This is a genomic window from Microbacterium sp. KKR3/1, from assembly GCF_021272365.1.
In the GTDB taxonomy this organism is placed as follows: Bacteria; Actinomycetota; Actinomycetes; order Actinomycetales; family Microbacteriaceae; genus Microbacterium; species Microbacterium aurugineum.
In genome coordinates this window covers 484,489-504,244 of sequence record NZ_JAJSDW010000001.1, presented here as the reverse complement: position 1 = coordinate 504,244, position 19,756 = coordinate 484,489, and the positions used below count along the sequence as shown (strand labels likewise).

Sequence of the window (19,756 nt, the reverse complement as noted above, 5' to 3'; positions counted from 1 at the left end):
GGCCGTGCTCCTTGTTCCTCGCGCTGCGATCCCACTCGGCAGCACATCACCAGGAGCGTATAGCACCGTGTCTGATCGTTTCCGGGTCAGGCAGACGCACGTCGACTCGTAGACTCGGATCATGACCGTGCCTTCCCCGTATGCAGACCGCCTGCGTCGCCTCCCCGTGCAGCGACACGAGGTCGAGGTGCGGGGTGCGACGACCGCGTACTGGGTGTACGGGCCCGAGGATGCCGAGACCACCGTCATCGCCGTGCACGGCTTCCGCGGCGAGCACCACGGCCTCGAACCGGTGTTGGCCTACCTTCCCGAAGTGCGTGTGATCGCCCCTGACCTCCCCGGTTTCGGCGAGTCGGCACCGTTGCCCGGGCGGCGGCACGACCTGGACGAGTACGCCGGTTGGCTCACGGACTTCGCGGCCACGGTGGCGCCGGGTGCCGTGATCCTCGGGCACTCGTTCGGTTCGATCGTGACGGCAGCGGCCGTCGCGCGAGGTCTGCGCACTCCCCGGCTGATCCTGCTGAACCCGATCGGTGCTCCGGCGCTGGAGGGCCCCAAAGGTCTGATGACGCGCCTTGCCGTGCTCTACTACGCGCTCGGTGCCCGTCTTCCGGAGCGCCTCGGAACCGCGCTGCTGCGCAACCGCGTCATCGTCCGGGTGATGAGCATCACGATGGCGAAGACGAAGGATCCCGCGCTGCGCCGGTTCATCCACGACCAGCACGACACCTACTTCTCGCGCTTCTCAGACCGCGACGTGCTTCGCGACGCCTTCGTCGCGAGCGTCTCGCACGACGTCCGGGAGTTCGCGCCCGAGATCGATGTCCCGACCCTGCTCGTGGCTGCGGAGCGCGACGACATCACCCCGATCGAGGCCGAGCGGAAGCTGGCGAAGACCTTCCCGGATGCCGAATTGGTCGAGATCGCTCACGTCGGTCATCTCATCCACTATGAGACGCCTGCCGAAGCGGCGGGTGCGGTGCGTCGCTTCCTCAGGATTCCCGTCGTGCGAGGCCGATGAGGCCCGCGACGCGGAACGGGATGACCTCGCCCATCGCGAGCGACGTCTCGGTGCGTTCCACCCCCTCGATCGACAGGATGCGGGCGTCGGTGTCGAAGAGATGGCGTGCATCGCGGCATGCGACCCGCGCGAGCAGATCGATCGACCCGCTCAGTCCGTGCGCCTGGACGACCTCGGGGATCCGGGCCAGTTCGTTGATGATGCGGGGGAGTTCCGTTTGTCGCACGCCGATGCTGACGAACGCCTGAAGCGGGAAGCCCAGGACGTCGGGGGAGAAGGACCGCTCGTAGGAGAGGAAGATCCCGCTCTGCTCCAACCGCGCCATCCGCGCCTGGATCGTGTTGCGTGACAGCCCCAGATTCTCCGCCAACGCCACGATCGTCGTCCTCGGGTCGTCGGCGAGAGCAGCGAGGAGTTCGAGATCGATACGGTCCAGTCCGGGCATAGTGCCAAACCTTAGCAGCATCGCTCCCGCGCAAATTGAGCAACATGCTCAAGCCGGGTTCGAATGCTTGAGCGAGGTGTTCAGCGGACGTACTCTCGGACCATGCCGGTGATGACGCCGGCATCACCGCGCGGAGCCTCACGAGGGCCGCCGAGGACGAGGAGGACGATGATGTCACCGCAGATCACCCCCATCGCAGACACCGCCCAGGACCTGGAGCTCTCCGAGCGCATCCTGGCCCCGGACGGAAACCGTGTCGCGAACCCTCGGTTGGACCCGTTCGTCTCGGACGTCGATGCCGAACAGCTGCGCTCTCTGCTCCGCGACATGGTCATCCTCCGCCGGATCGATGCCGAAGGCGTGGCGCTCCAGCGGCAGGGCCAGCTCGGTCTCTGGGCTCCCTGCCAAGGCCAGGAGGCCACGCAGATCGGCACTGCCCGGGCGATCGCGAAGGACGACTTCGTGTTCCCCAGCTACCGGGAGACCGGCGTCATCTACGCGCGCGGCGCAGAGCCCGGCGACTACGTGCGCATGTGGCGCGGTGAAGAGGGGGCCGCGTATGACCCCGCTGCACTCGGCGTTGCTCCGTTGCAGATCATCATCGGCGCGCAGACGCTTCACGCGGTCGGTTACGCTCTGGGCATTCAGCACGACGGTGCCGACGAAGTCGCGGTGACGTACTTCGGAGACGGCGCGACCAGCCAGGGCGATGTGAACGAGGCGATGATCTTCGCCTCGTCCTACCAGGCACCGGTCGTCTTCGTCTGCCAGAACAACCACTGGGCCATCTCGGAGCCGGTCGCGGTGCAGTCCCAGTATCCGATCGCCGGGCGGGCGCCGGGGTTCGGCATCCCCAGCGTCCGCGTCGACGGAAACGATGTCCTCGCCTGCATGGCGGCCATGCGCTGGGCGCTCGATCACGCGCGCTCCGGCAAGGGGCCGGCCTACATCGAGGCGGTCACGTACCGCATGGGTCCGCACACGACGGCCGACGATCCGACGCGTTACCGCGACCAGGACGAACTCGAGTCGTGGCGCCGCCGCGATCCGATCGCGCGGCTGGAGGCGCACCTGCGCGCCACCGGAGACCTGACGGACGAGGATCTCGCCGAGACTCAGGCGGCCGCCGACGTCATCGCGTCGGAGATGCGGGCGGCGTGCCTGAACATGGTGACGCGCCCGCCGCTGGCCGTGTTCGATGGGGTCTACGCCGATCCGCACACCGGGCTCGAGCGCCAGCGCGACGAGTATGCGGCGTACCTCGCCTCGTTCGAAGGCGAGGTCTGAGCATGACCGAACTCACGCTCGGAAAGGCCCTCGGCGCAGGACTCCGCCAGGCGATGCGCGACGACGACAAAGTCGTTCTCCTCGGCGAGGACATCGGGAAGCTCGGTGGGGTGTTCCGCATCACCGATGGGCTCCTGGACGAGTTCGGCGCCGCGCGCGTGATCGACACCCCGCTGGCGGAGTCCGGCATCGTCGGTACAGCGGTCGGGCTCGCGTTCCGCGGCTACCGACCGGTGGTCGAGATCCAGTTCGACGGCTTCGTCTATCCGGCCTTCGATCAGATCGTGGCGCAGGTCGCGAAGCTGCATTACCGCACGCAAGGCCGCGTGAAGATGCCCATCACCATCCGGATCCCGTGGGCTGGAGGCATCGGTGCGGCGGAGCATCACTCCGAGTCTCCGGAAGCGTACTTCGTCCACACCGCCGGATTGCGCGTGATCGCGGTCTCGAATCCCGAGGACGCGTACCGCAGCCTGCGGCAGGCGATCGCCTCGGATGACCCCGTGATCTTCTTCGAGCCGAAGCGGCTCTACCACCACAAGGGAGAGGTCGACCTCGACGCACCCCTCGCCGACGCACCTCCGATGGGATTGGCGCGTGTCGTCCGCGCCGGCACGGACGCAACGCTCATCACGTACGGAGCCATGGTGTCGACCGCGCTCCAGGCTGCCGAGGCTGCGGAAGACGAGGGCATCTCCCTGGAAGTCATCGACCTGCGCTCGCTCTCGCCGGTCGATTACGACTCGGTCGCCGCCTCCGTACGGAAGACCGGACGAGTCGTCGTTGCACACGAGGCCTCCCGCGAGGCCGGCGTCGCGGCCGAGGTGATCGCCAGCATCACAGAGCGCTGCTTCGAATACCTCGAGTCGGCGCCGCTGCGCGTCACCGGACACGACATCCCGTATCCGCCGGCGAAGCTCGAGAAATACCACCTGCCCGACCTCGATCGCCTGCTCGACGCGGTCGATCGCGTGCTGGATCGGCCGAACAGCTTGACGGGAGCAGACGCATGAACGCCGAGTTCCGCCTTCCCGATCTCGGGGAAGGGCTCACCGAGGCCGAAGTGGTGTCCTGGCTGGTCTCTCCCGGCGACACGGTCACGCTCAACCAGACGCTCGCCGAGGTCGAGACCGCGAAAGCGATCGTGGAACTTCCCTCTCCCTATGCCGGAACGGTGGCGACGCTCCACGCCGAGGCCGGCGAGACCGTCGCCGTCGGAGCACCCCTGATTGACTTCGACGTGGTCGGCAACGAGAGCGGGCCGACTCCGGCCGCCGCATCGGGGGAGAAGGCCCAGCCCAACCTCGTCGGTTATGGAGCGGCACCCACGTCTGCGGGACGTCCAGCGCGACGTGCCCGGCGAGTCGGCGTCACCGCGACTGCGGTCGACACGGCGGTCCTCGAGGCGGCGCCGCATGATGCCACCTCGTCCGCCGCCGTCGAGGCCCCGATCGAGCGGCCGCGATCGACACCACCGGTGCGCGCCCATGCGAAACGTCTCGGGATCGATCTGGTGCTCGTCGCCGCTGAGGTGGGCGACCGCGTCGTCACCCGCGCAGACGTCGACGCCTATGCGGAGCGGGTCGGCGCCGTGGGGACAGGGGGCGAGGAAGACGCGGTGAGCGGATCGACCGTGCCGTCCAGTGCCGCGGCTCTCGGCGACGAACAGCGCGAGACGCGCATCCCGATCCGCGGTGTGCGCAGACACACGGCTGCGGCGATGGTGCAGAGCGCGTTCACGGCGCCGCACGTCACCGTCTTCCACACGGTCGACGTGACCGGAACGATGGAACTCCTCGCCCGTCTCCGTGAAGACCGTTCGCTCGCCGAGCACCGCATCGGCCCTCTGACCGTCGTGGCGAAGGCGGTCTGCCTCGCCCTGGGGCGCACCCCTGGACTGAACTCCCGGTGGGATGAGGCAGCCGGCGAGATCGTCCAGCACAACTACGTGGACCTCGGGATCGCCGCCGCGACGGATCGAGGACTCATCGTCCCGATGATCAGGGACGCGGAACAGCTCACGCTGCTCGGCCTGGCGGATGCGGTGAAGTCGCTGGCCGAGGTCGCGCGCGCGGGAAAGACCTCGCCCGCCGAGCTCGCGGGCGGCACGTTCTCGATCTCGAACATCGGCGTCTTCGGAGTCGATGCAGGCACGCCCATCCTCCCGCCGGGGCAGTCCGGGATCCTGGCGATCGGTGCTGTTCGGCGACAGCCGTGGGAGCACCGCGGCGAGATCGCGCTTCGTGACGTCATGACGCTCAGTCTGTCCTTCGACCACCGCTTGGTGGACGGCGCAGAAGGAGCGCGGTTCCTCAAGGACGTCGCCGACATCCTCGAGGAACCGGGAAGAGCGATGCTCCTCAGGTAGTCGCGCGCAGAGCGGCCTCCGCCATCGCGACCAGCACGGTCGCGGTGGCGGAGCGCTGCCTGGCAGCGGCGCGCGTGCTGTGAGGGGTGGAGTTGATGAGTCCGAAACACGCCTGGACACGGAGGCGCAGCTCGTCTTGGTCGACGGTGCCCTCGGAAGCCGCGTGCAACGGCGAAAGCGCCGACATCCAGAGCTCGATGTAGGAACGCTGCAATCGGCGGACATCGGCGCGGTCGGAGTCGCTCAGATAAGCCAGGTCGCGATCCTGCACCTGGATGACCTCGGCGTTGCCCAGAGCGAAGTCGACGTGGAAGCGGATCAACGCGCGCATCCGCTCGTCGGCGGTCGGAGCTTCCTCGGCGACGCGCTGACCCCCTCGGATGAGGTCCTCGCTGACCTTGACGAGAACTGCGCCCAGCAGGGCTTGCTTCCCCGCGAAGTGGCGGTAGACGGCGGGACCGGAGACGCCGACGGCTGCGCCGATGTCTTCCAGGCTCACGCCGCTGTACCCGCGCGCGGCGAAGAGTCGTGCGGCGGCGTGCAGGATCGCATCGGACCGTTCGGCCTTGGCGCGGTCTCGGGCGGTGACCGGGCTTGTCATCTCAGTTAATCCTCGCTAACCTGAAGCAACGGGTTAGTGAACACTAACCGAAAGTGCATGCACCGCGCCAGGGCTGTCGCCTGCGCGGACGTGGGTCGAGGAGGACATCACGATGCCCGCAACTCAGGAGTCACTCGCGCGGGAGCTGCGAGAACGCCTCGCGACGGCCGCGCTCGGGGGACCGGAGGCGTCCCGAGAACGCCATGTCTCCCGGGGGAAGCTCCTCCCGCGCGACCGTGTCGCACGGGTCCTCGACGAAGACAGCCCGTTCCTGGAGGTGGCCCCGCTCGCGGCCGACGGCCTGTACGGGGGAGAGGCCCCGGGAGCAGGTGTGATCGCCGGCATCGGTCTCGTCCACGGCCGTCACGTGATGGTCGTCTGCAACGACGCGACGGTGAAGGGAGGCACCTACTTCCCCCTCACCGTCAAGAAGCACCTGCGGGCCCAGGAGATCGCGCTCGAGAACCGTCTGCCGTGCCTCTACCTGGTCGACTCGGGAGGGGCATTCCTGCCGAAACAGGACGAGGTGTTCCCGGACCGGGAGCATTTCGGCCGGATCTTCTTCAATCAGGCGCGCATGTCCGCGGAAGGTATCCCGCAGCTCGCCGCCGTGCTCGGCTCCTGCACGGCCGGTGGCGCCTACGTGCCCGCGATGAGTGACGAGACCGTGATCGTCAAGGGGCAGGGCACCATCTTCCTCGGCGGCCCACCGCTCGTGAAGGCCGCGATCGGCGAGGTCGTGACCGCGGAGGAGCTCGGCGGCGGTGAGTTGCACGCACGACGCAGCGGCGTGGTCGACCATCTCGCCGAAGACGATGAGCACGCACTCGAGATCCTTCGTGACATCGTCGCCACGCTTCCCCCGCCCGCAGCACCCGCGTGGGAAGTTGCCACCAGCCGGCCGCCGTCGGATCCGTCCAGTCTCTACGACGCCGTTCCGGTCGACGTCAACGCCGCCTACGACGTGCACGAGGTCATCGCGCGGCTGGTCGACGGCGACACCTTCCTCGAGTTCAAGCCCGAGTACGGCACGACTCTGATCACCGGCTTCGCCCGACTCCACGGGCATCCCGTCGGTGTCGTCGCGAACAACGGGGTGCTGTTCAGCGAGTCCGCGCTCAAGGGAGCGCACTTCATCGAGCTGTGCGATCAGCGGGGTATCCCTCTGCTCTTCCTGCAGAACATCACGGGATTCATGGTCGGCTCCGATGCCGAGGCCGGTGGTATCGCCAAGGACGGCGCGAAGATGGTGACAGCTGTCGCGAGCACGAGGGTGCCGAAGCTCACGGTCATCATCGGCGGATCCTTCGGGGCGGGCAACTACTCGATGTGCGGACGGGCCTACTCACCCCGCTTCCTCTGGACCTGGCCGGCCAGCCGCATCTCCGTGATGGGCGGGACGCAAGCGGCTTCGGTCCTCGCGACCGTCAAGGAAGACCAGCTCTCCGCGCGCGGCGAGAGCTGGAGCAGTGCCGAGCGCGCCGCCTTCGAGTCGCCGATCCGCGAACAGTATGAGCATCAGGGAGAGCCGTACTACGCGACTGCTCGACTGTGGGACGACGGCATCGTCGATCCCGCTCAGACCCGCGACCTCCTGGGCCTCGCCCTCGATGTCGTCGCCCGCAGTCCGCTGCCCGAACCGCGCTTCGGCGTCTTCCGGATGTGAGTGCCATGTCGTCGTCACCCGAGATCTCCTTCCACACCGTCCTCGTCGCCAACCGCGGCGAGATCGCCAGGCGCGTGATCCGCACCCTCCGCGCCCTCGGCATCCGCAGCGTCGCGGTGTACAGCGACGCCGATGCCTCGGCACCGCACGTGCGCGAGGCGGACGTCGCCGTGCGGATCGGACCTGCACCGGCGGCGGAGTCGTACCTCGACATCGATGCCGTGATCGCCGCCGCCCGCAGCACCGGTGCCCAGGCCATCCACCCCGGTTACGGGTTCCTCTCCGAGAGCGTCGGACTCGCGGAGGCCTGCGCGGAGAGCGGCATCGTCTTCATCGGGCCCTCGGTGAAGGCTCTGCAGATCATGGGGGACAAAGCGCGCGCTCGTGACCATGTCCTGCGCTACGGCGTTCCCGTGGTCCCCGGCTTCGATGCCAAGGGCCTGTCCGATCTCGAGATCGCCGAGGAGGCGGAGCGCGTCGGGTACCCGCTGCTGGTGAAACCCAGCGCCGGCGGCGGCGGCAAAGGCATGGAGGTCGTCGTCGACGCGACGGGGCTTCCAGTCGCGCTCGCCTCCGCACGACGTGTGGCGGCCGCGGCGTTCGGGGACGATGCTCTGATCCTCGAACGCCTGATCAGGCGCCCACGGCACATCGAGGTGCAGGTCTTCGGAGATGCGCACGGGACGGTCGTCGCGCTCGGCGAACGGGAATGCACGCTGCAGCGACGGCACCAGAAGGTCATCGAGGAGGCACCGTCCGCCGGCATTCCCGCACATACCCGGGAACAGCTGCTCGCGGCGGCCGTCCTCGCGGCTGAGAGTGTCGAGTACGTCGGCGCGGGCACAGTCGAGTTCCTCATCGACGCCGATGCTCCCGATGAGGTGTTCTTCATCGAGATGAACACCCGGCTGCAGGTGGAGCACCCGGTGACCGAGGAGGTCACCGGGCTCGATCTCGTCGCTCTCCAACTCCGTGCCGCGGATGGGCTTCCGCTCGCGATCGCGCCCCGTCTGCGTGGTCACGCCGTGGAGGCCCGCGTGTACGCGGAGTCGCCGGAGCGCGGATTCCTCCCCTCGACCGGGACTGTTCTGCTGTTCGAGCCCCCTATCGGTGTCCGCGTCGACGCCGCGATCGAGACAGGAAGCGCGGTGACGGGGTACTACGACCCGATGATCGCGAAGGTGATCGCGTTCGCAGATGACCGTGCCACTGCACTTGCTCGTCTCGACGAGGCGCTCGCACGCACGGTCGTGTTGGGCGTCGAGACGAACATCGCGTTCCTCCGGGCCCTCTGTCAGGACGAGCGCGTCCTCGCCGGCGACCTCGACACGGGTCTCATCGACACCCTGCTTCCGTTCGACGCGGAGAGGCCTTCGTCGGCGCAGCTCGCCGCGGCGCGAGAGGCGGTTTCCGGGCACGCCGAGCCGGTGCGGACGAGCCCCCTGTGGCATGAGCTTCCGGGGTGGCGCGTGGGGGCCGCAGAGGTGGCAGGCGCGCCGTTCGTCGCACTCACGGACGCCGACGACGAGATCGCGCTCACGGAGACGTCTCCCACCGGGTCGCGCGAAGCGATCCGTGCCGCCGTGGATGGCGATGGAGCCGTGTGGGTCGCCGAGGGCGGTCGCACCGTGCGCCTCCGGCCCCTCGACCGGAAGCAGCGGATGCTGCGACGACTGTCCGCGCGTGACGCGGGGGTTGCGGCGACGGAACCGGAAGGACGCGCCCCGATGCCGGGCAGCGTCGTCGCGGTACACGTCGCGGACGGGGATCCGGTGTCCGCCGGTGATGCACTCGTCTCGATCGAGGCGATGAAGATGGAACACCCTGTGCTGGCACCCCACGACGGGGTGGTGCATCTGCTGGTCGCGGTCGGCGACCAGGTGCGGCGCGACCAACCGGTCGCCCGTGTGACGACGGAGGAGAGCTGAACATGGAAGATCTGTCCGAGGAGGAGCGCGAGCTCGCCGCCATGGTGCGGGAGTTCGCCGACACCGTCGTCGCACCGCAGGCCTACGAGGCCGACCGCTCGCACACGCTGTCGATGGATGTCGTGGCGCAGATGGGCGATCTCGGATTGTTCGGACTGCCGTTCCCGGAGGAGTACGGCGGCCAGGGCGGCGACTACATGGCGCTCGGCATCGCGATCGAGGCCCTCGGTCGCGTGGATCAGTCGATCGCGATCACGCTCGAGGCAGGTGTCAGCCTGGGCGCGATGCCGATCTTCCGCTTCGGCACCGAGGAGCAGCGCCGCGAGCTGCTGCCGGATCTTCTCGCAGGACGAGCGTTGGCGGGTTTCGGTCTCACCGAGCCGGAAGCGGGAAGCGATGCCGGTGCCACCAGGACCACGGCCCGACTCGACGGTGACGAATGGGTCATCGACGGCTCGAAGCAGTTCATCACCAACTCGGGCACGCCCATCACGCGCTTCGTGACGGTCACCGCCGTCACGGGGAACGAGAACGGTCGCAAGGAGATCTCCACGATCATCGTCCCCAACGGCACGCCGGGGTTCACGGTCGAGGCACCGTACGACAAGGTGGGCTGGAACGCGTCCGACACGCATCCACTGACCTTCGACGGTGCCCGGGTGCCCGCATCGAACCTGCTGGGTGAGCGGGGAACGGGCTTCCGCAGCTTCCTCAGCATCCTCGACGAAGGGCGCATCGCGATCGCTGCACTGTCGACCGGTGCAGCCGAGGGGTGCCTGGAGGCCGCTGTCGAGTACGCCAAGAGCCGCACCATCTTCGGCGCCGCGCTGAGCACTCGGCAGAACGCGCAGTTCACGCTGGCACGGATGCGCGCGCGGGTGCATACCGCCCGACTCGCCTGGCACCACGCCGCCAGGCTGCGGGATGCGGGCAAGCCCTTCGCCGAAGCGGCGGCGATCGCCAAGCTCGTCGGCGGCGAAGCCGCGATGGACAATGCCAGGGATGCGACCCAGATCTTCGGAGGGAACGGGTTCATGAACGAGTTCCCCGTGGCGCGTCACTACCGCGACTCGAAGATCCTCGAGATCGGCGAGGGCACCACCGAAGTACAGCTCCTCGTGATCGCGCGCGGTCTCGGGCTCGCCGGGTAGCGTGGCCGGTATGACCACGCACGACATCCTCCAGCGGGGGCTGTACTACGAGGAGTTCGAGAGCGACGCCCGTTACCTGCACAGTCCGGGGCGTACGGCGACCGAGGCCGACAACGTTCTCTTCACGACACTGACCATGAACACGCAGGCGCTCCATCTCGATGCGGCGTTCGCCGATGCGCAGGATCCGTTCCACGCGCGGCTGATGAACTCGATGTGGACCCTGTCGACGATGGTGGGCTCCTCGGTCGCCCAGTTGACGCAGGGGACCCTCGTGGCACAACTCGGCTTCGGTGACGTGGCATTCCCGCATCCGCTGTTCGCCGGCGACACGCTCTATACCGAGAGCGTCATCGTGGAGAAGCGGCTGTCCTCATCCCGACCGGGGCAGGGCATCGTGAAGATCGCGCACACCGGACGCAACCAGGACGGGACGGTCGTCGCCACCGCCGTGCGCTCTGTGCTCGTGCACTGCCTTCCGGAAGGAGCCACGGCGTGAATTTCGACCTCGGGCCCGCTTTGCTGTTCTGCCCCGCCGATCGCCCTGAGCGCTTCCAGAAGGCCTCCGAGCGAGCCGATGCCGTCATCCTCGACCTCGAGGATGCCGTGCTCCCGGATGCGAAAGATGCCGCGCGTCGGAACGTGATCGCCGCCGATATCGATCCTGACCGCGTGATCGTGCGCGTCAATGCCCCGGACACCGATGCCTTCACGGCCGACCTCTCGGCGCTGGCTCAGACCGACTTCCGCACCGTGATGGTGGCGAAGACGGAGAGCGCGGAGAGCCTCGCGGCATTCGACGCGCGCTTCTCGCTGATCGCCCTCTGCGAGACCGCCCGTGGGATCCACGCGGCGGACCGCATCGCCGCGCACCCGACCGTGTCCGCGATGATGTGGGGCGCCGAGGACCTCGTCGCCTCGCTCGGAGGGACCTCGTCACGGAACGCCGACGGAGGCTATCGCGACATCGCCCGCTACGCTCGCGCGCGCGTTCTCCTCGAGGCGGGCGCACACGGCAAGGCGGCCATCGACGCCGTGCACATCGATCTCGACGATTCAGACGGCCTTCAGCGGGAGGCGCGGGATGCCGCCGCCTCCGGTTTCCGCGCGACCGCCTGCATCCACCCGAGCCAGGTCGAGCACATCCGTGCCGCCTACCGGCCCGATGACACGCGCATCGACTGGGCGCGTGCGGTGCTCGCAGCCGCCGCGAGCGAACGCGGTGTGTTCCGATTCGAAGGACGCATGATCGACGAGCCCGTGCTTCGCCACGCGCGCTCCATCGTCTCCCGCGCACGCTGACAGCGCGCGCGGATCAACTCAGAGGACCGGTGACTCCTCCAGCAGGCGCAGGTATCCCGGAGCCGCCACGAAGCGGTGCACGGAGCCGTTGCGCAGGACATCGCCCTCACGGGGGAGCGTGCCGCCGGAGACGTGGTCGATCACCGCGCGGATCACTCCCCCGTGCGCGACGACAAGAACGGACTCCGCCTGCGGAGCTGAACGGCGCCGCGCTTCGCGGTCGATCGCGTGGAGCGCGGCGATGGCGCGCACACCCACCTCGTGCAGTGTCTCCGCACCCGGCACCTCGGCGTGCCAGTCTCCGTAGGTGCGGATGTAGTCCTCGACGAGCAGACCTTCGCCATCGCCGAATTCACGCTCACGGATGTCCGGGACGACGGCGGCGAGCTCTAGTCCGAGCCTGTCCGCGATGATCTCCGCCGTCTCCCTGGCCCGAAGCAGCGGACTCGAGTACACGGCGTGATGGGTCGTCCCCGCGAGCTTCTCCGCGGCCCAACGTGCGTCTTCCCGACCGGTCTCGTTCAGCGGGATGTCGGTCGATCCCTGGATGCGCCGTGCGAGGTTCCAGTCGGTCTGGCCATGGCGGACGAGCGTGAGGTAGGTCACGTGAGGAGCTCCTGGAGTGCGGGGAGCACGTCGCTGGTACCTGCGGCGATGGTGAGATCGGCCCAGGTGTCCGCACGCGTCGGCTCCCGGTTGACGATGATGAGGGGGATGCTGCGGCGGCGGGCGCGCTCGACGAGGCGCACCCCTGAGTTGACCACCAGCGAAGAGCCGGCGACGATCAGGGCGGAACTGGAGCGGAGCAGCGACTCGGCCGCGCGGAAGCGGTCCTGCGGCACGTACTCGCCGAAGAAGACCACATCCGGCTTCAGCATCCCGTCGCACACCGTGCACACCGGGACGATGAAGCCGTCCGTGCTCTCGGGGAGGACGTCGCCGTCCGGCGCGAGAGCGATGTTCTCGGGGACGGTGATCCAGGGATTGAGTTCCTCGATCTGCACGGCGATGTCGCGGCGATCGAAGACCTGGCCGCAGTGCAGGCAGAGCACCCGGCGCATCGTGCCGTGCACCTCGATCACGTGGGAGCTTCCGGCACGCAGATGCAGTCCGTCGACGTTCTGGGTGATGACCCCGGACACTTTGCCGGCGGCTTCGAGTCGAGCAAGAGCTGTGTGCCCGGGGTTGGGGGCGGCACTGGCGAACGCATGCCAGCCCAGATGCCCGCCCACCCAGTAGCGTCGCCGTGCCGCTTCGTCGCCGAGATAGGTCTGGATCGTCATCGGGTCGCTACGCGTTCGGGCTCCCTCGCCGCGGTAGGCGGGGATGCCCGAGTCCGTGGAGATGCCTGCTCCGGTCAAGAGGGCGATGCGCTTGCCGTGCAGCAGCTCTGCGGCGTAGGCGACGGTGGCCGACAGCTCGGCGATGTTCGACACGCTCACGGGGACCTCCTCGAGCGAGTCTACGGTGTGGCGTCGACGGGGGATCGCGCGAGACGCCCCGTGCGCGGGTCGAGCGCGGCGGTGGCAGAGTGGGAGTCGTGCAACTGTTCCCGGTGACCGACGTCCACGATCCACGCCTCGACGACTACCGCGGGCTCACGGACACGGCTCTCAGAGCGATGAACGAACCGGCGGGCGGGCTGTACATCGCGGAATCGACGAAGGTCATCGCCCGGGCGATCGCCGCCGGACACCTTCCGCGCTCCGTCCTGGTGCAGGAGCGCCGGGTGGAGGACATCCGTGCGATCGTCGGTGACTTCGACGTGCCGGTGTACGTCGTCCCCGACGAGGTCGCCGAGGCCGTCACCGGGTTCGCCGTGCATCGCGGGACGATCGCGTCGATGCACCGCCCGGAGCTCCCGTCCGTTCGCACGGTGCTGGAAGGGGCGACGCTCGTCCTCATCCTGGAGAACATCGGCGACCACACGAACGTGGGGGCGGCCTTCCGGGCGGCGGCCGGGCTGGGCGCCGATGCCGTCCTGGTGTCGCCGGGTGGCGCGGATCCGTTGTACCGGCGGAGCGTCCGAGTCAGTATGGGAACGGTGTTCCAGGTGCCGTGGACACGCATCGTCGACTGGGGCTCCGCGGTCGAGGACCTCCACGCCGCCGGGTTCGACATCGCCGCGCTCGCCTTGCGCGATGATGCCGTGTCGCTCGATGCATACGCAGCTGCACGGCCGGAGCGCGTCGCACTCGTGATGGGCTCCGAGGGGGACGGCCTCTCCCGGACGGCGCTCGACGCGGCCGATCACATCGTCACGATCCCGATGAGTGGGGGAGTGGACTCGCTGAACGTGGCATCGGCGGCCGCGGTCGCGCTCTGGGCGATGCAGCGCTGAGGCTCAGTCCCTTTCGGGCAGGACGACCGGCGAGGGCTCGGGCCGCTTGGCGGCGATGTTGTCGCCGGATGACTGGTGCCGCAGCCGACGGAGCACCCACGGGACCAGATGCTCCCGTGCCCAGCCGAGGTCTTCCGACCGCGCCTCCCGCCAGGTCCGCAGCGGGAAGGGCTCGGGCTGCATGGACTCGAGATCGTTCGGGACGTTGAGGGCCCGCAGCACCATCCGGGCCACTTCGTGGTGGCCGAGTGCGTTGTAGTGGAGGCGGTCGTCGTCGAAGAAGCGCATGTCCTGCACGACCTTGAGCGCCCACTGGTCGGCGACGATGCAGTCGTGGCGCTCGGCGATCGCGCGGACGTTCTCGTTGTAGATCGCGACCTTCCCACGAAAGGCGCGGAAGACCGGCGTGAAGCCGGTGTCGATACCGGTGAAGAGCAGCACTGCCGCCCCCGTGGAAGCGAGGCGGGCGACGGCGTCGTCGAGTTGGCTGGCGATCGCGTCCGGGTCGGTGCCGGGGCGGATCACGTCGTTGCCGCCGGCGCAGATGGACACGAGGTCCGGGCGCAGCGCCACGGCGGGCTCGACCTGGTCGGCGACGATCTGCGCGATCAGCTTGCCGCGCACCGCGAGGTTCGCATAGGCGAAGTCGTCCACCTGGGCGGCGAGGACTTCGGCGACGCGGTCAGCCCAGCCGCGGTGGCTTCCCGGATGTGCCGGATCGGGGTCACCGATCCCTTCAGTGAACGAGTCGCCGAGTGCCACGAACCGGCGCCACGGATGCGCCGTCTCGTTGGGTACATAGGGGGTCCGAGTCGAATCCTGGTCGGTCATCCAGCTCTCCTTCGCGAACGTTCCGCGGAGCGGCGGTGGCCGCAGCGCAGTGACAGATCCTACCCCGAGGGACCCACCGATGGGCGGGGCGCGCGCGGGGGAGTGCGCCGGTGACGCAGTGTCGTCGGCAACGATTATCGTGGAGTCGATGCTCTCTCCGTCCTTTCCTCAGCGTGCCCCATGGGGAACCGCGAGCAAGCTGCGTGCCTGGCAGCAGGAAGCGCTCGACCAGTACTTCCGCGACGACCAACGGGACTTCCTCGTCGCGGCCACACCCGGTGCCGGCAAGACCACCTTCGCCCTGACTCTCGCGGTCGAGCTGATGCGCATGGGCGAGGTCAATCGGATCATCGTCGTCGCGCCGACGGAACACCTCAAGACGCAGTGGGCGGATGCCGCGTCGCGGGTGCACATCCGCCTCGATCCTCGGTTCCGCAACAGTGACTGGGCACCGGCGCGGCACTATCACGGTGCCGTCGTGACCTACGCGCAGGTCGCGGCGAAGTCCTCCGTGCATCGGCATCTGACGGAAGACGCGAAGACCCTCGTGATCCTCGACGAGGTGCATCACGGCGGGGACGCGTTGAGCTGGGGAGACGCCATCCGCGATGCGTACGGCCCCGCGAAGCGACGTCTGCTGTTGTCGGGGACCCCGTTCCGAAGCGATACGGCACCGATCCCGTTCGTCGAGTACCATCCCGACGAGTCCGGTGCGCGCGTCTCACGCACCGACTACAACTACGGCTACGGGCGGGCGTTGGCGGACGGCGTCGTGCGCCCGGTGCTGTTCCACATGTATGCCGGGAAGATGCGTTGGCGCACGACCACGGGAGACGAGCTCGAGACGCATCTCGGTCAGGACAACACGAAAGACGTGACGTCGCAGGCCTGGCGCACGGCACTCGATCCCGAGGGCGACTGGATGCCCGCGGTGCTGTCCGCAGCGGACCGACGCCTCACCGAGATCCGCCACCACGTACCCGATGCCGGCGGGCTCGTCCTCGCCACGGATCAGACGGTCGCGCGCGCCTACGCGAAGATCCTCCACAGCATCACACGTCAACAGCCGACGATCGTGCTCTCCGACGACGCCACGGCCTCCGAACGCATCGAGAAGTTCAGCGCGAGCACGGACCGGTGGATGGTCGCCGTGCGCATGGTCTCGGAAGGCGTCGATGTGCCGCGGCTCGCAGTCGGCGTGTATGCCACCTCCTCCTCGACGCCTCTGTTCTTCGCGCAGGCCATCGGTCGGTTCGTGCGAGCCCGGCGTCGCGGTGAGGCCGCCAGTGTGTTCTTGCCGCAGGTGCCTGTGCTCATGGGCCTTGCGAACGAGATGGACAAACAGCGCGATCACGCGCTCGACCGTCAGTCGAAAGAGGAAGACGGTCTCGATGATTCGTTGCTCGAGAGTGCGAACCGGGAAGAGGAGACCTCTGACGCGCTGACACAGGAGTTCAGCTATCAGGCGCTCTCCTCGGTCGCCCACTTCGATCGGGTCGTGTTCGAGGGCCAGGAGTTCGGTCAGCTGGCCGAGCCGGGTACGCCGGAGGAAGAGGAGTTCATCGGATTCCCCGGGCTCCTCGAACCCGAGCACGTGCATGAGTTGCTCATGCAGCGACAATCGCGGCAATCCCGGTTGCGGGAGGCTCGGGAGGCCTCCGCTGGCCCTGCCGAGACGACGACGCTGCCCCCGCCGCTTCACCGCACCCTGAAGGAGCAGCGACAGCTGTTGAACAGCCTCGTCGGCCTGTACGCCCGGCAGAAGGGCGAACCGCACGGCGCGGTCCATGCCGAACTCCGGCGGATCTGCGGCGGCCCCGCGGTCGCACAAGCCACGGTGACGCAACTGCAGTCGCGCATCGAGGTCCTGCGCAAGCGCGTGCGCTCCTGAGCTGAGCGATCGGTGCGTGTCGGACGCGACCTCGTGCCGCCCGATTCGGATCCCCGAAATGCTGTCAATCCGCGTCTGAGCGAGGTGTCGGCGGGGCGGTCCGGATAGCGTGGAACGGTTGCCCGCGACCCGGGCATTGACCGTTCTGGAGGATCCATGACAGCGCCCGCTGCCGACACCCCGACCCCCGCCGACCGTCGGCGCTGGGCCCGCTATCTCGTCGAGGAGCGCGCTGAGGGCTCCGTCTACCAGAAGCTCGCAGCCCGACGCACGGGGGAGGAGCGGGAGATCCTGCTCAGCCTCGCTGACGCGGAACGTCGACACGAGCAGCACTGGCTCGACCTGCTCGGAGCGGAGCCCGAGAAGCTCCCCCGGGCGGGTGTCCGGTCGAGGATGCTCGGCTGGATGGCCGGTCGGTTCGGATCGATCTTCGTGCTGGCCCTCGCGCAGAACGCCGAAGCGCGTTCGCCGTATGACTCCGAGCAGTATGCGACCCCGGCGATGCGTGCCGACGAGAAGGTCCACTATGAGGTCGTCCGTGGACTCGCGGCTCGAGGCCGACGGCGCCTCTCCGGCTCGTTCCGCGCTGCCGTCTTCGGTGCCAACGACGGCCTCGTGAGCAATCTCGCTCTCGTGCTCGGTATCGGCGCGACCGGGGTCAGCTCGGGATTCGTCCTGTTCAGCGGCATCGCCGGCCTCCTCGCCGGTGCCCTGTCGATGGGCGCGGGAGAGTTCGTGTCCGTGCGGTCGCAGCGCGAGTTGCTCGCAGCCACCGCCGCCAACGACGATGCCACGGCGTCCGCGGGAGACCTCGACATCGACGAGAACGAACTGGCGCTCGTCTATCGCGCGCGCGGCATGGAACAGGAAGAGTCGCTGGCTCGCGCGCGGCGTATCGTCACCGCCGCGCAGGCCGGGGTCCGTGGAGCCACGACCGGTCCGATCAACGCCCAGCGCGCGGACGACCATGAGATCGTCGGCAGCGATTGGACCGCGGCGGTCTCGAGCTTCCTGCTGTTCGCCTCCGGCGCGATCATCCCCGTGCTGCCGTGGATCTTCGGGCTGGAGGGGACGAACGCGATCGTCGTCGCACTGGTGCTGGTCGGCATCGCGCTGCTGAGCACCGGCGCCATGGTCGGGGTGCTCTCGGGCGGACCGCCCTTGCGGCGCGCACTCCGTCAGCTCGCGATCGGCTTCGGAGCGGCAGCGATCACCTACGTGCTCGGCGTGCTCTTCGGCGTCGGGGCAGTCTGACCTATCCGGCCGAGGAGATCGTGATCGTCCGAGCGCCGTCCTCGTCATGGATGATGCCCGGGGGGTCTCCGATGGAGTATCTCGCGATCGAACCGGAGCACGAACGAAGAAGCCCCGGAGCATTCCTGGCGAACCAGTCATGCTCCGGGGCTGTCTGTGCGCGGAGGGGGACTTGAACCCCCACGCCCTTACGGGCACTACGACCTCAACGTAGCGCGTCTACCATTCCGCCACCCGCGCAGGTGTTGGATGATCGTTGCCGACCGAAGAATGACATTACCACGTCCTCAGCGGGCACTCGAACCGAACCATACGCCCGGGCGTGGCGCGTGGTTTCGATAGCCTGGAGCCATGACCGATCCGTCTCTTCCGGAGGTCGCGCGCGTCGCGAGCGACCTGATCCGCTTCGACACATCCAACTTCGGCGGAGGGAACGCGAAGGGCGAACGCGAGGCCGCGGAGTACGTCGGGTCCTACCTGGAAGCGTTGGGGCTCGAGGTCGAGTACTACGAACCCGTTGCTCGGCGCACGAACGTGATGGCGCGGGTGCCCGGGCGCGACCGCGACAAGCCTGCACTGGTCGTCCATGGGCACCTCGACGTCGTGCCGGCCATGGCCGAGGACTGGAGTGTCAACCCCTTCGCCGGCATCGTGCAGGACGGCATGCTGTGGGGGCGCGGCGCGGTCGACATGAAGAACATGAACGCGATGATCCTCACAGCAGTCGCCGACATCCTCCGCGCCGGAGAGCGGCCGGAGCGCGATCTGGTGCTGGCCTTCTTCGCTGACGAGGAGAACGGCGGCGTCGAAGGTTCGACTCTGGTCGTGCAGAACCGACCCGAGTGGTTCGCCGGGGCGACGGCGGCGATCAGCGAAGTCGGTGGCTACTCGATCACGGTGGACGACCGTCGGGCGTACCTGCTGCAAGTCGGCGAGAAGGCCCTGATCTGGATCCGTCTGGTCGCGAAGGGGCGCGCGGGGCACGGCAGTCGCCTGCACGACGACAACGCGGTCACGAAGCTCGCCGAGGCGGTGGCGGCGATCGGTCGAACCCGGTGGCCGATCCGCCTGACGCCGACCACGACGGCGCTGCTCGAGGGGCTCAGCGCGCTGAGTGGACGCAGCGTGGACGACCCCGACGCCCTCGCGAAAGCCGCGGGACCTGCCGAGGCGTTCCTGCGTTCCTCGTTCCGGACCACGACGAATCCCACGGTCCTCAGCGCGGGCTACAAGCACAACGTGATTCCCGAGCGCGCAGAGGCGCTCATCGATGTCCGCGTGATCCCCGGGACCGAGGACGACGTGCTCGCCGAGCTCCAAAGCATCGTGGGGGACGACGTGGAGATCGAGACGGTCGTGCGAGACATCGGCATGGAGACGCCGTTCGAAGGCGAACTGGTCGAGGCGATGGTCGCGAGCATCGGACGTCACGACCCGGGCATTCCCGTGATCCCGTACCTCCTCGGCGCGGGGACCGACAACAAGGCGCTGGCCTACCTCGGGATCACGGGGTACGGATTCGCACCGCTGAAACTCCCCGCCGATCTCGACTTCACAGGGATGTTCCACGGAGTCGATGAGCGAGTGCCCGTAGAATCGCTTGTCTTCGGCCAGCGTGTGCTGGCCGATCTGCTGCGCACGTACTGAGCGCCGGCCGCTCCGTGCCGCGA

At 68.3% G+C, this 19,756-nt stretch carries 18 protein-coding genes and 1 tRNA gene; 13 read left to right on the top strand and 6 right to left on the bottom strand.

Annotation, left to right across the window (positions count from 1 at the left end):
- Positions 1-121: 121 nt before the first annotated feature.
- Complete coding sequence (locus LVJ59_RS02445) at positions 122-1,021, top strand: alpha/beta fold hydrolase (protein WP_232761874.1); 900 nt, start codon at positions 122-124, stop codon at positions 1,019-1,021.
- Here LVJ59_RS02445 and LVJ59_RS02440 read toward each other — a convergent pair.
- The gene (locus LVJ59_RS02440) at positions 993-1,466 is read right to left on the bottom strand and encodes an Lrp/AsnC family transcriptional regulator (RefSeq protein WP_028501915.1); all 474 of its coding nucleotides are present in this window, start codon (positions 1,464-1,466) and stop codon (positions 993-995) included. The genes LVJ59_RS02445 and LVJ59_RS02440 overlap by 29 nt on opposite strands.
- Before the next feature lie 171 nt (positions 1,467-1,637).
- Between LVJ59_RS02440 and pdhA the strand changes: the two genes are divergently transcribed.
- The 3 genes from pdhA to LVJ59_RS02425 are packed head-to-tail and all read left to right on the top strand — an operon-like array spanning position 1,638 to position 5,121.
- On the top strand, positions 1,638-2,753 hold the full coding sequence (pdhA, locus tag LVJ59_RS02435; protein WP_232763140.1) for a pyruvate dehydrogenase (acetyl-transferring) E1 component subunit alpha: 1,116 nt from the start codon (positions 1,638-1,640) through the stop codon (positions 2,751-2,753).
- A gap of 2 nt (positions 2,754-2,755) precedes the next feature.
- Positions 2,756-3,766, top strand: coding sequence for an alpha-ketoacid dehydrogenase subunit beta (locus LVJ59_RS02430; RefSeq protein WP_131490996.1), 1,011 nt, complete (start codon positions 2,756-2,758; stop codon positions 3,764-3,766).
- On the top strand, positions 3,763-5,121 hold the full coding sequence (locus LVJ59_RS02425; protein ID WP_232761873.1) for a dihydrolipoamide acetyltransferase family protein: 1,359 nt from the start codon (positions 3,763-3,765) through the stop codon (positions 5,119-5,121). The genes LVJ59_RS02430 and LVJ59_RS02425 overlap by 4 nt, the downstream gene beginning before the upstream one ends.
- On the opposite strand, the gene LVJ59_RS02420 is transcribed toward LVJ59_RS02425, so the two are convergent.
- Positions 5,114-5,722: a TetR/AcrR family transcriptional regulator gene (locus tag LVJ59_RS02420; protein ID WP_232761872.1), complete on the bottom strand. Its 609-nt coding sequence runs from the start codon at positions 5,720-5,722 to the stop codon at positions 5,114-5,116. The two genes, LVJ59_RS02425 and LVJ59_RS02420, sit on opposite strands and share 8 nt — an antisense overlap.
- Positions 5,723-5,834: 112 nt before the next feature.
- On the opposite strand from LVJ59_RS02420, the gene LVJ59_RS02415 reads away from it, so the two are divergent.
- Genes LVJ59_RS02415 through LVJ59_RS02395 form a run of 5 tightly spaced genes read left to right on the top strand, consistent with a single transcriptional unit; the run spans position 5,835 to position 11,769 of the window.
- Complete coding sequence (locus LVJ59_RS02415) at positions 5,835-7,388, top strand: carboxyl transferase domain-containing protein (RefSeq protein ID WP_232761871.1); 1,554 nt, start codon at positions 5,835-5,837, stop codon at positions 7,386-7,388.
- A 5-nt stretch (positions 7,389-7,393) separates the two neighbouring features.
- The gene (locus LVJ59_RS02410) at positions 7,394-9,316 is read left to right on the top strand and encodes a biotin carboxylase N-terminal domain-containing protein (RefSeq protein ID WP_232761870.1); all 1,923 of its coding nucleotides are present in this window, start codon (positions 7,394-7,396) and stop codon (positions 9,314-9,316) included.
- A 2-nt stretch (positions 9,317-9,318) separates the two neighbouring features.
- Positions 9,319-10,467: an acyl-CoA dehydrogenase family protein gene (locus LVJ59_RS02405; RefSeq protein WP_232761869.1), complete on the top strand. Its 1,149-nt coding sequence runs from the start codon at positions 9,319-9,321 to the stop codon at positions 10,465-10,467.
- Between the two features lie 10 nt (positions 10,468-10,477).
- Positions 10,478-10,966: a MaoC family dehydratase gene (locus LVJ59_RS02400; protein WP_232761868.1), complete on the top strand. Its 489-nt coding sequence runs from the start codon at positions 10,478-10,480 to the stop codon at positions 10,964-10,966.
- On the top strand, positions 10,963-11,769 hold the full coding sequence (locus LVJ59_RS02395) for a CoA ester lyase (RefSeq protein ID WP_232761867.1): 807 nt from the start codon (positions 10,963-10,965) through the stop codon (positions 11,767-11,769). The genes LVJ59_RS02400 and LVJ59_RS02395 overlap by 4 nt, the downstream gene beginning before the upstream one ends.
- 18 nt (positions 11,770-11,787) lie before the next feature.
- Here the strand turns inward: LVJ59_RS02395 and LVJ59_RS02390 are convergent, their stop codons facing one another.
- Positions 11,788-12,375 (bottom strand): histidine phosphatase family protein, encoded by a 588-nt coding sequence (locus tag LVJ59_RS02390; RefSeq protein ID WP_047519628.1) that lies wholly within the window; start codon positions 12,373-12,375, stop codon positions 11,788-11,790.
- Positions 12,372-13,211: a Sir2 family NAD-dependent protein deacetylase gene (locus LVJ59_RS02385; RefSeq protein WP_232761866.1), complete on the bottom strand. Its 840-nt coding sequence runs from the start codon at positions 13,209-13,211 to the stop codon at positions 12,372-12,374. Before LVJ59_RS02385 ends, LVJ59_RS02390 begins: the two co-directional genes overlap by 4 nt.
- A gap of 98 nt (positions 13,212-13,309) precedes the next feature.
- Here LVJ59_RS02385 and LVJ59_RS02380 point away from each other — a divergent pair, with 98 nt between their 5' ends.
- Positions 13,310-14,110, top strand: a complete 801-nt coding sequence (locus tag LVJ59_RS02380) for an RNA methyltransferase (protein WP_047519725.1) — start codon at positions 13,310-13,312, stop codon at positions 14,108-14,110.
- Positions 14,111-14,113: 3 nt separating this feature from the next.
- Here the strand turns inward: LVJ59_RS02380 and LVJ59_RS02375 are convergent, their stop codons facing one another.
- Complete coding sequence (locus LVJ59_RS02375) at positions 14,114-14,941, bottom strand: SGNH/GDSL hydrolase family protein (RefSeq protein ID WP_131491006.1); 828 nt, start codon at positions 14,939-14,941, stop codon at positions 14,114-14,116.
- A gap of 148 nt (positions 14,942-15,089) precedes the next feature.
- On the opposite strand from LVJ59_RS02375, the gene LVJ59_RS02370 reads away from it, so the two are divergent.
- Both LVJ59_RS02370 and LVJ59_RS02365 read left to right on the top strand, forming a co-directional pair.
- The gene (locus tag LVJ59_RS02370) at positions 15,090-16,832 is read left to right on the top strand and encodes a DEAD/DEAH box helicase (protein ID WP_052193259.1); all 1,743 of its coding nucleotides are present in this window, start codon (positions 15,090-15,092) and stop codon (positions 16,830-16,832) included.
- A gap of 156 nt (positions 16,833-16,988) precedes the next feature.
- The gene (locus LVJ59_RS02365; RefSeq protein WP_232761865.1) at positions 16,989-18,086 is read left to right on the top strand and encodes a VIT1/CCC1 family protein; all 1,098 of its coding nucleotides are present in this window, start codon (positions 16,989-16,991) and stop codon (positions 18,084-18,086) included.
- Positions 18,087-18,243: 157 nt separating this feature from the next.
- Here LVJ59_RS02365 and LVJ59_RS02360 read toward each other — a convergent pair.
- Positions 18,244-18,326, bottom strand: a tRNA-Leu gene (locus tag LVJ59_RS02360).
- A gap of 111 nt (positions 18,327-18,437) precedes the next feature.
- Between LVJ59_RS02360 and LVJ59_RS02355 the strand changes: the two genes are divergently transcribed.
- Entirely contained in the window at positions 18,438-19,733 is a 1,296-nt protein-coding gene (locus LVJ59_RS02355; protein ID WP_232761864.1) for a M20/M25/M40 family metallo-hydrolase, read from the top strand.
- Positions 19,734-19,756 lie beyond the last annotated feature (23 nt).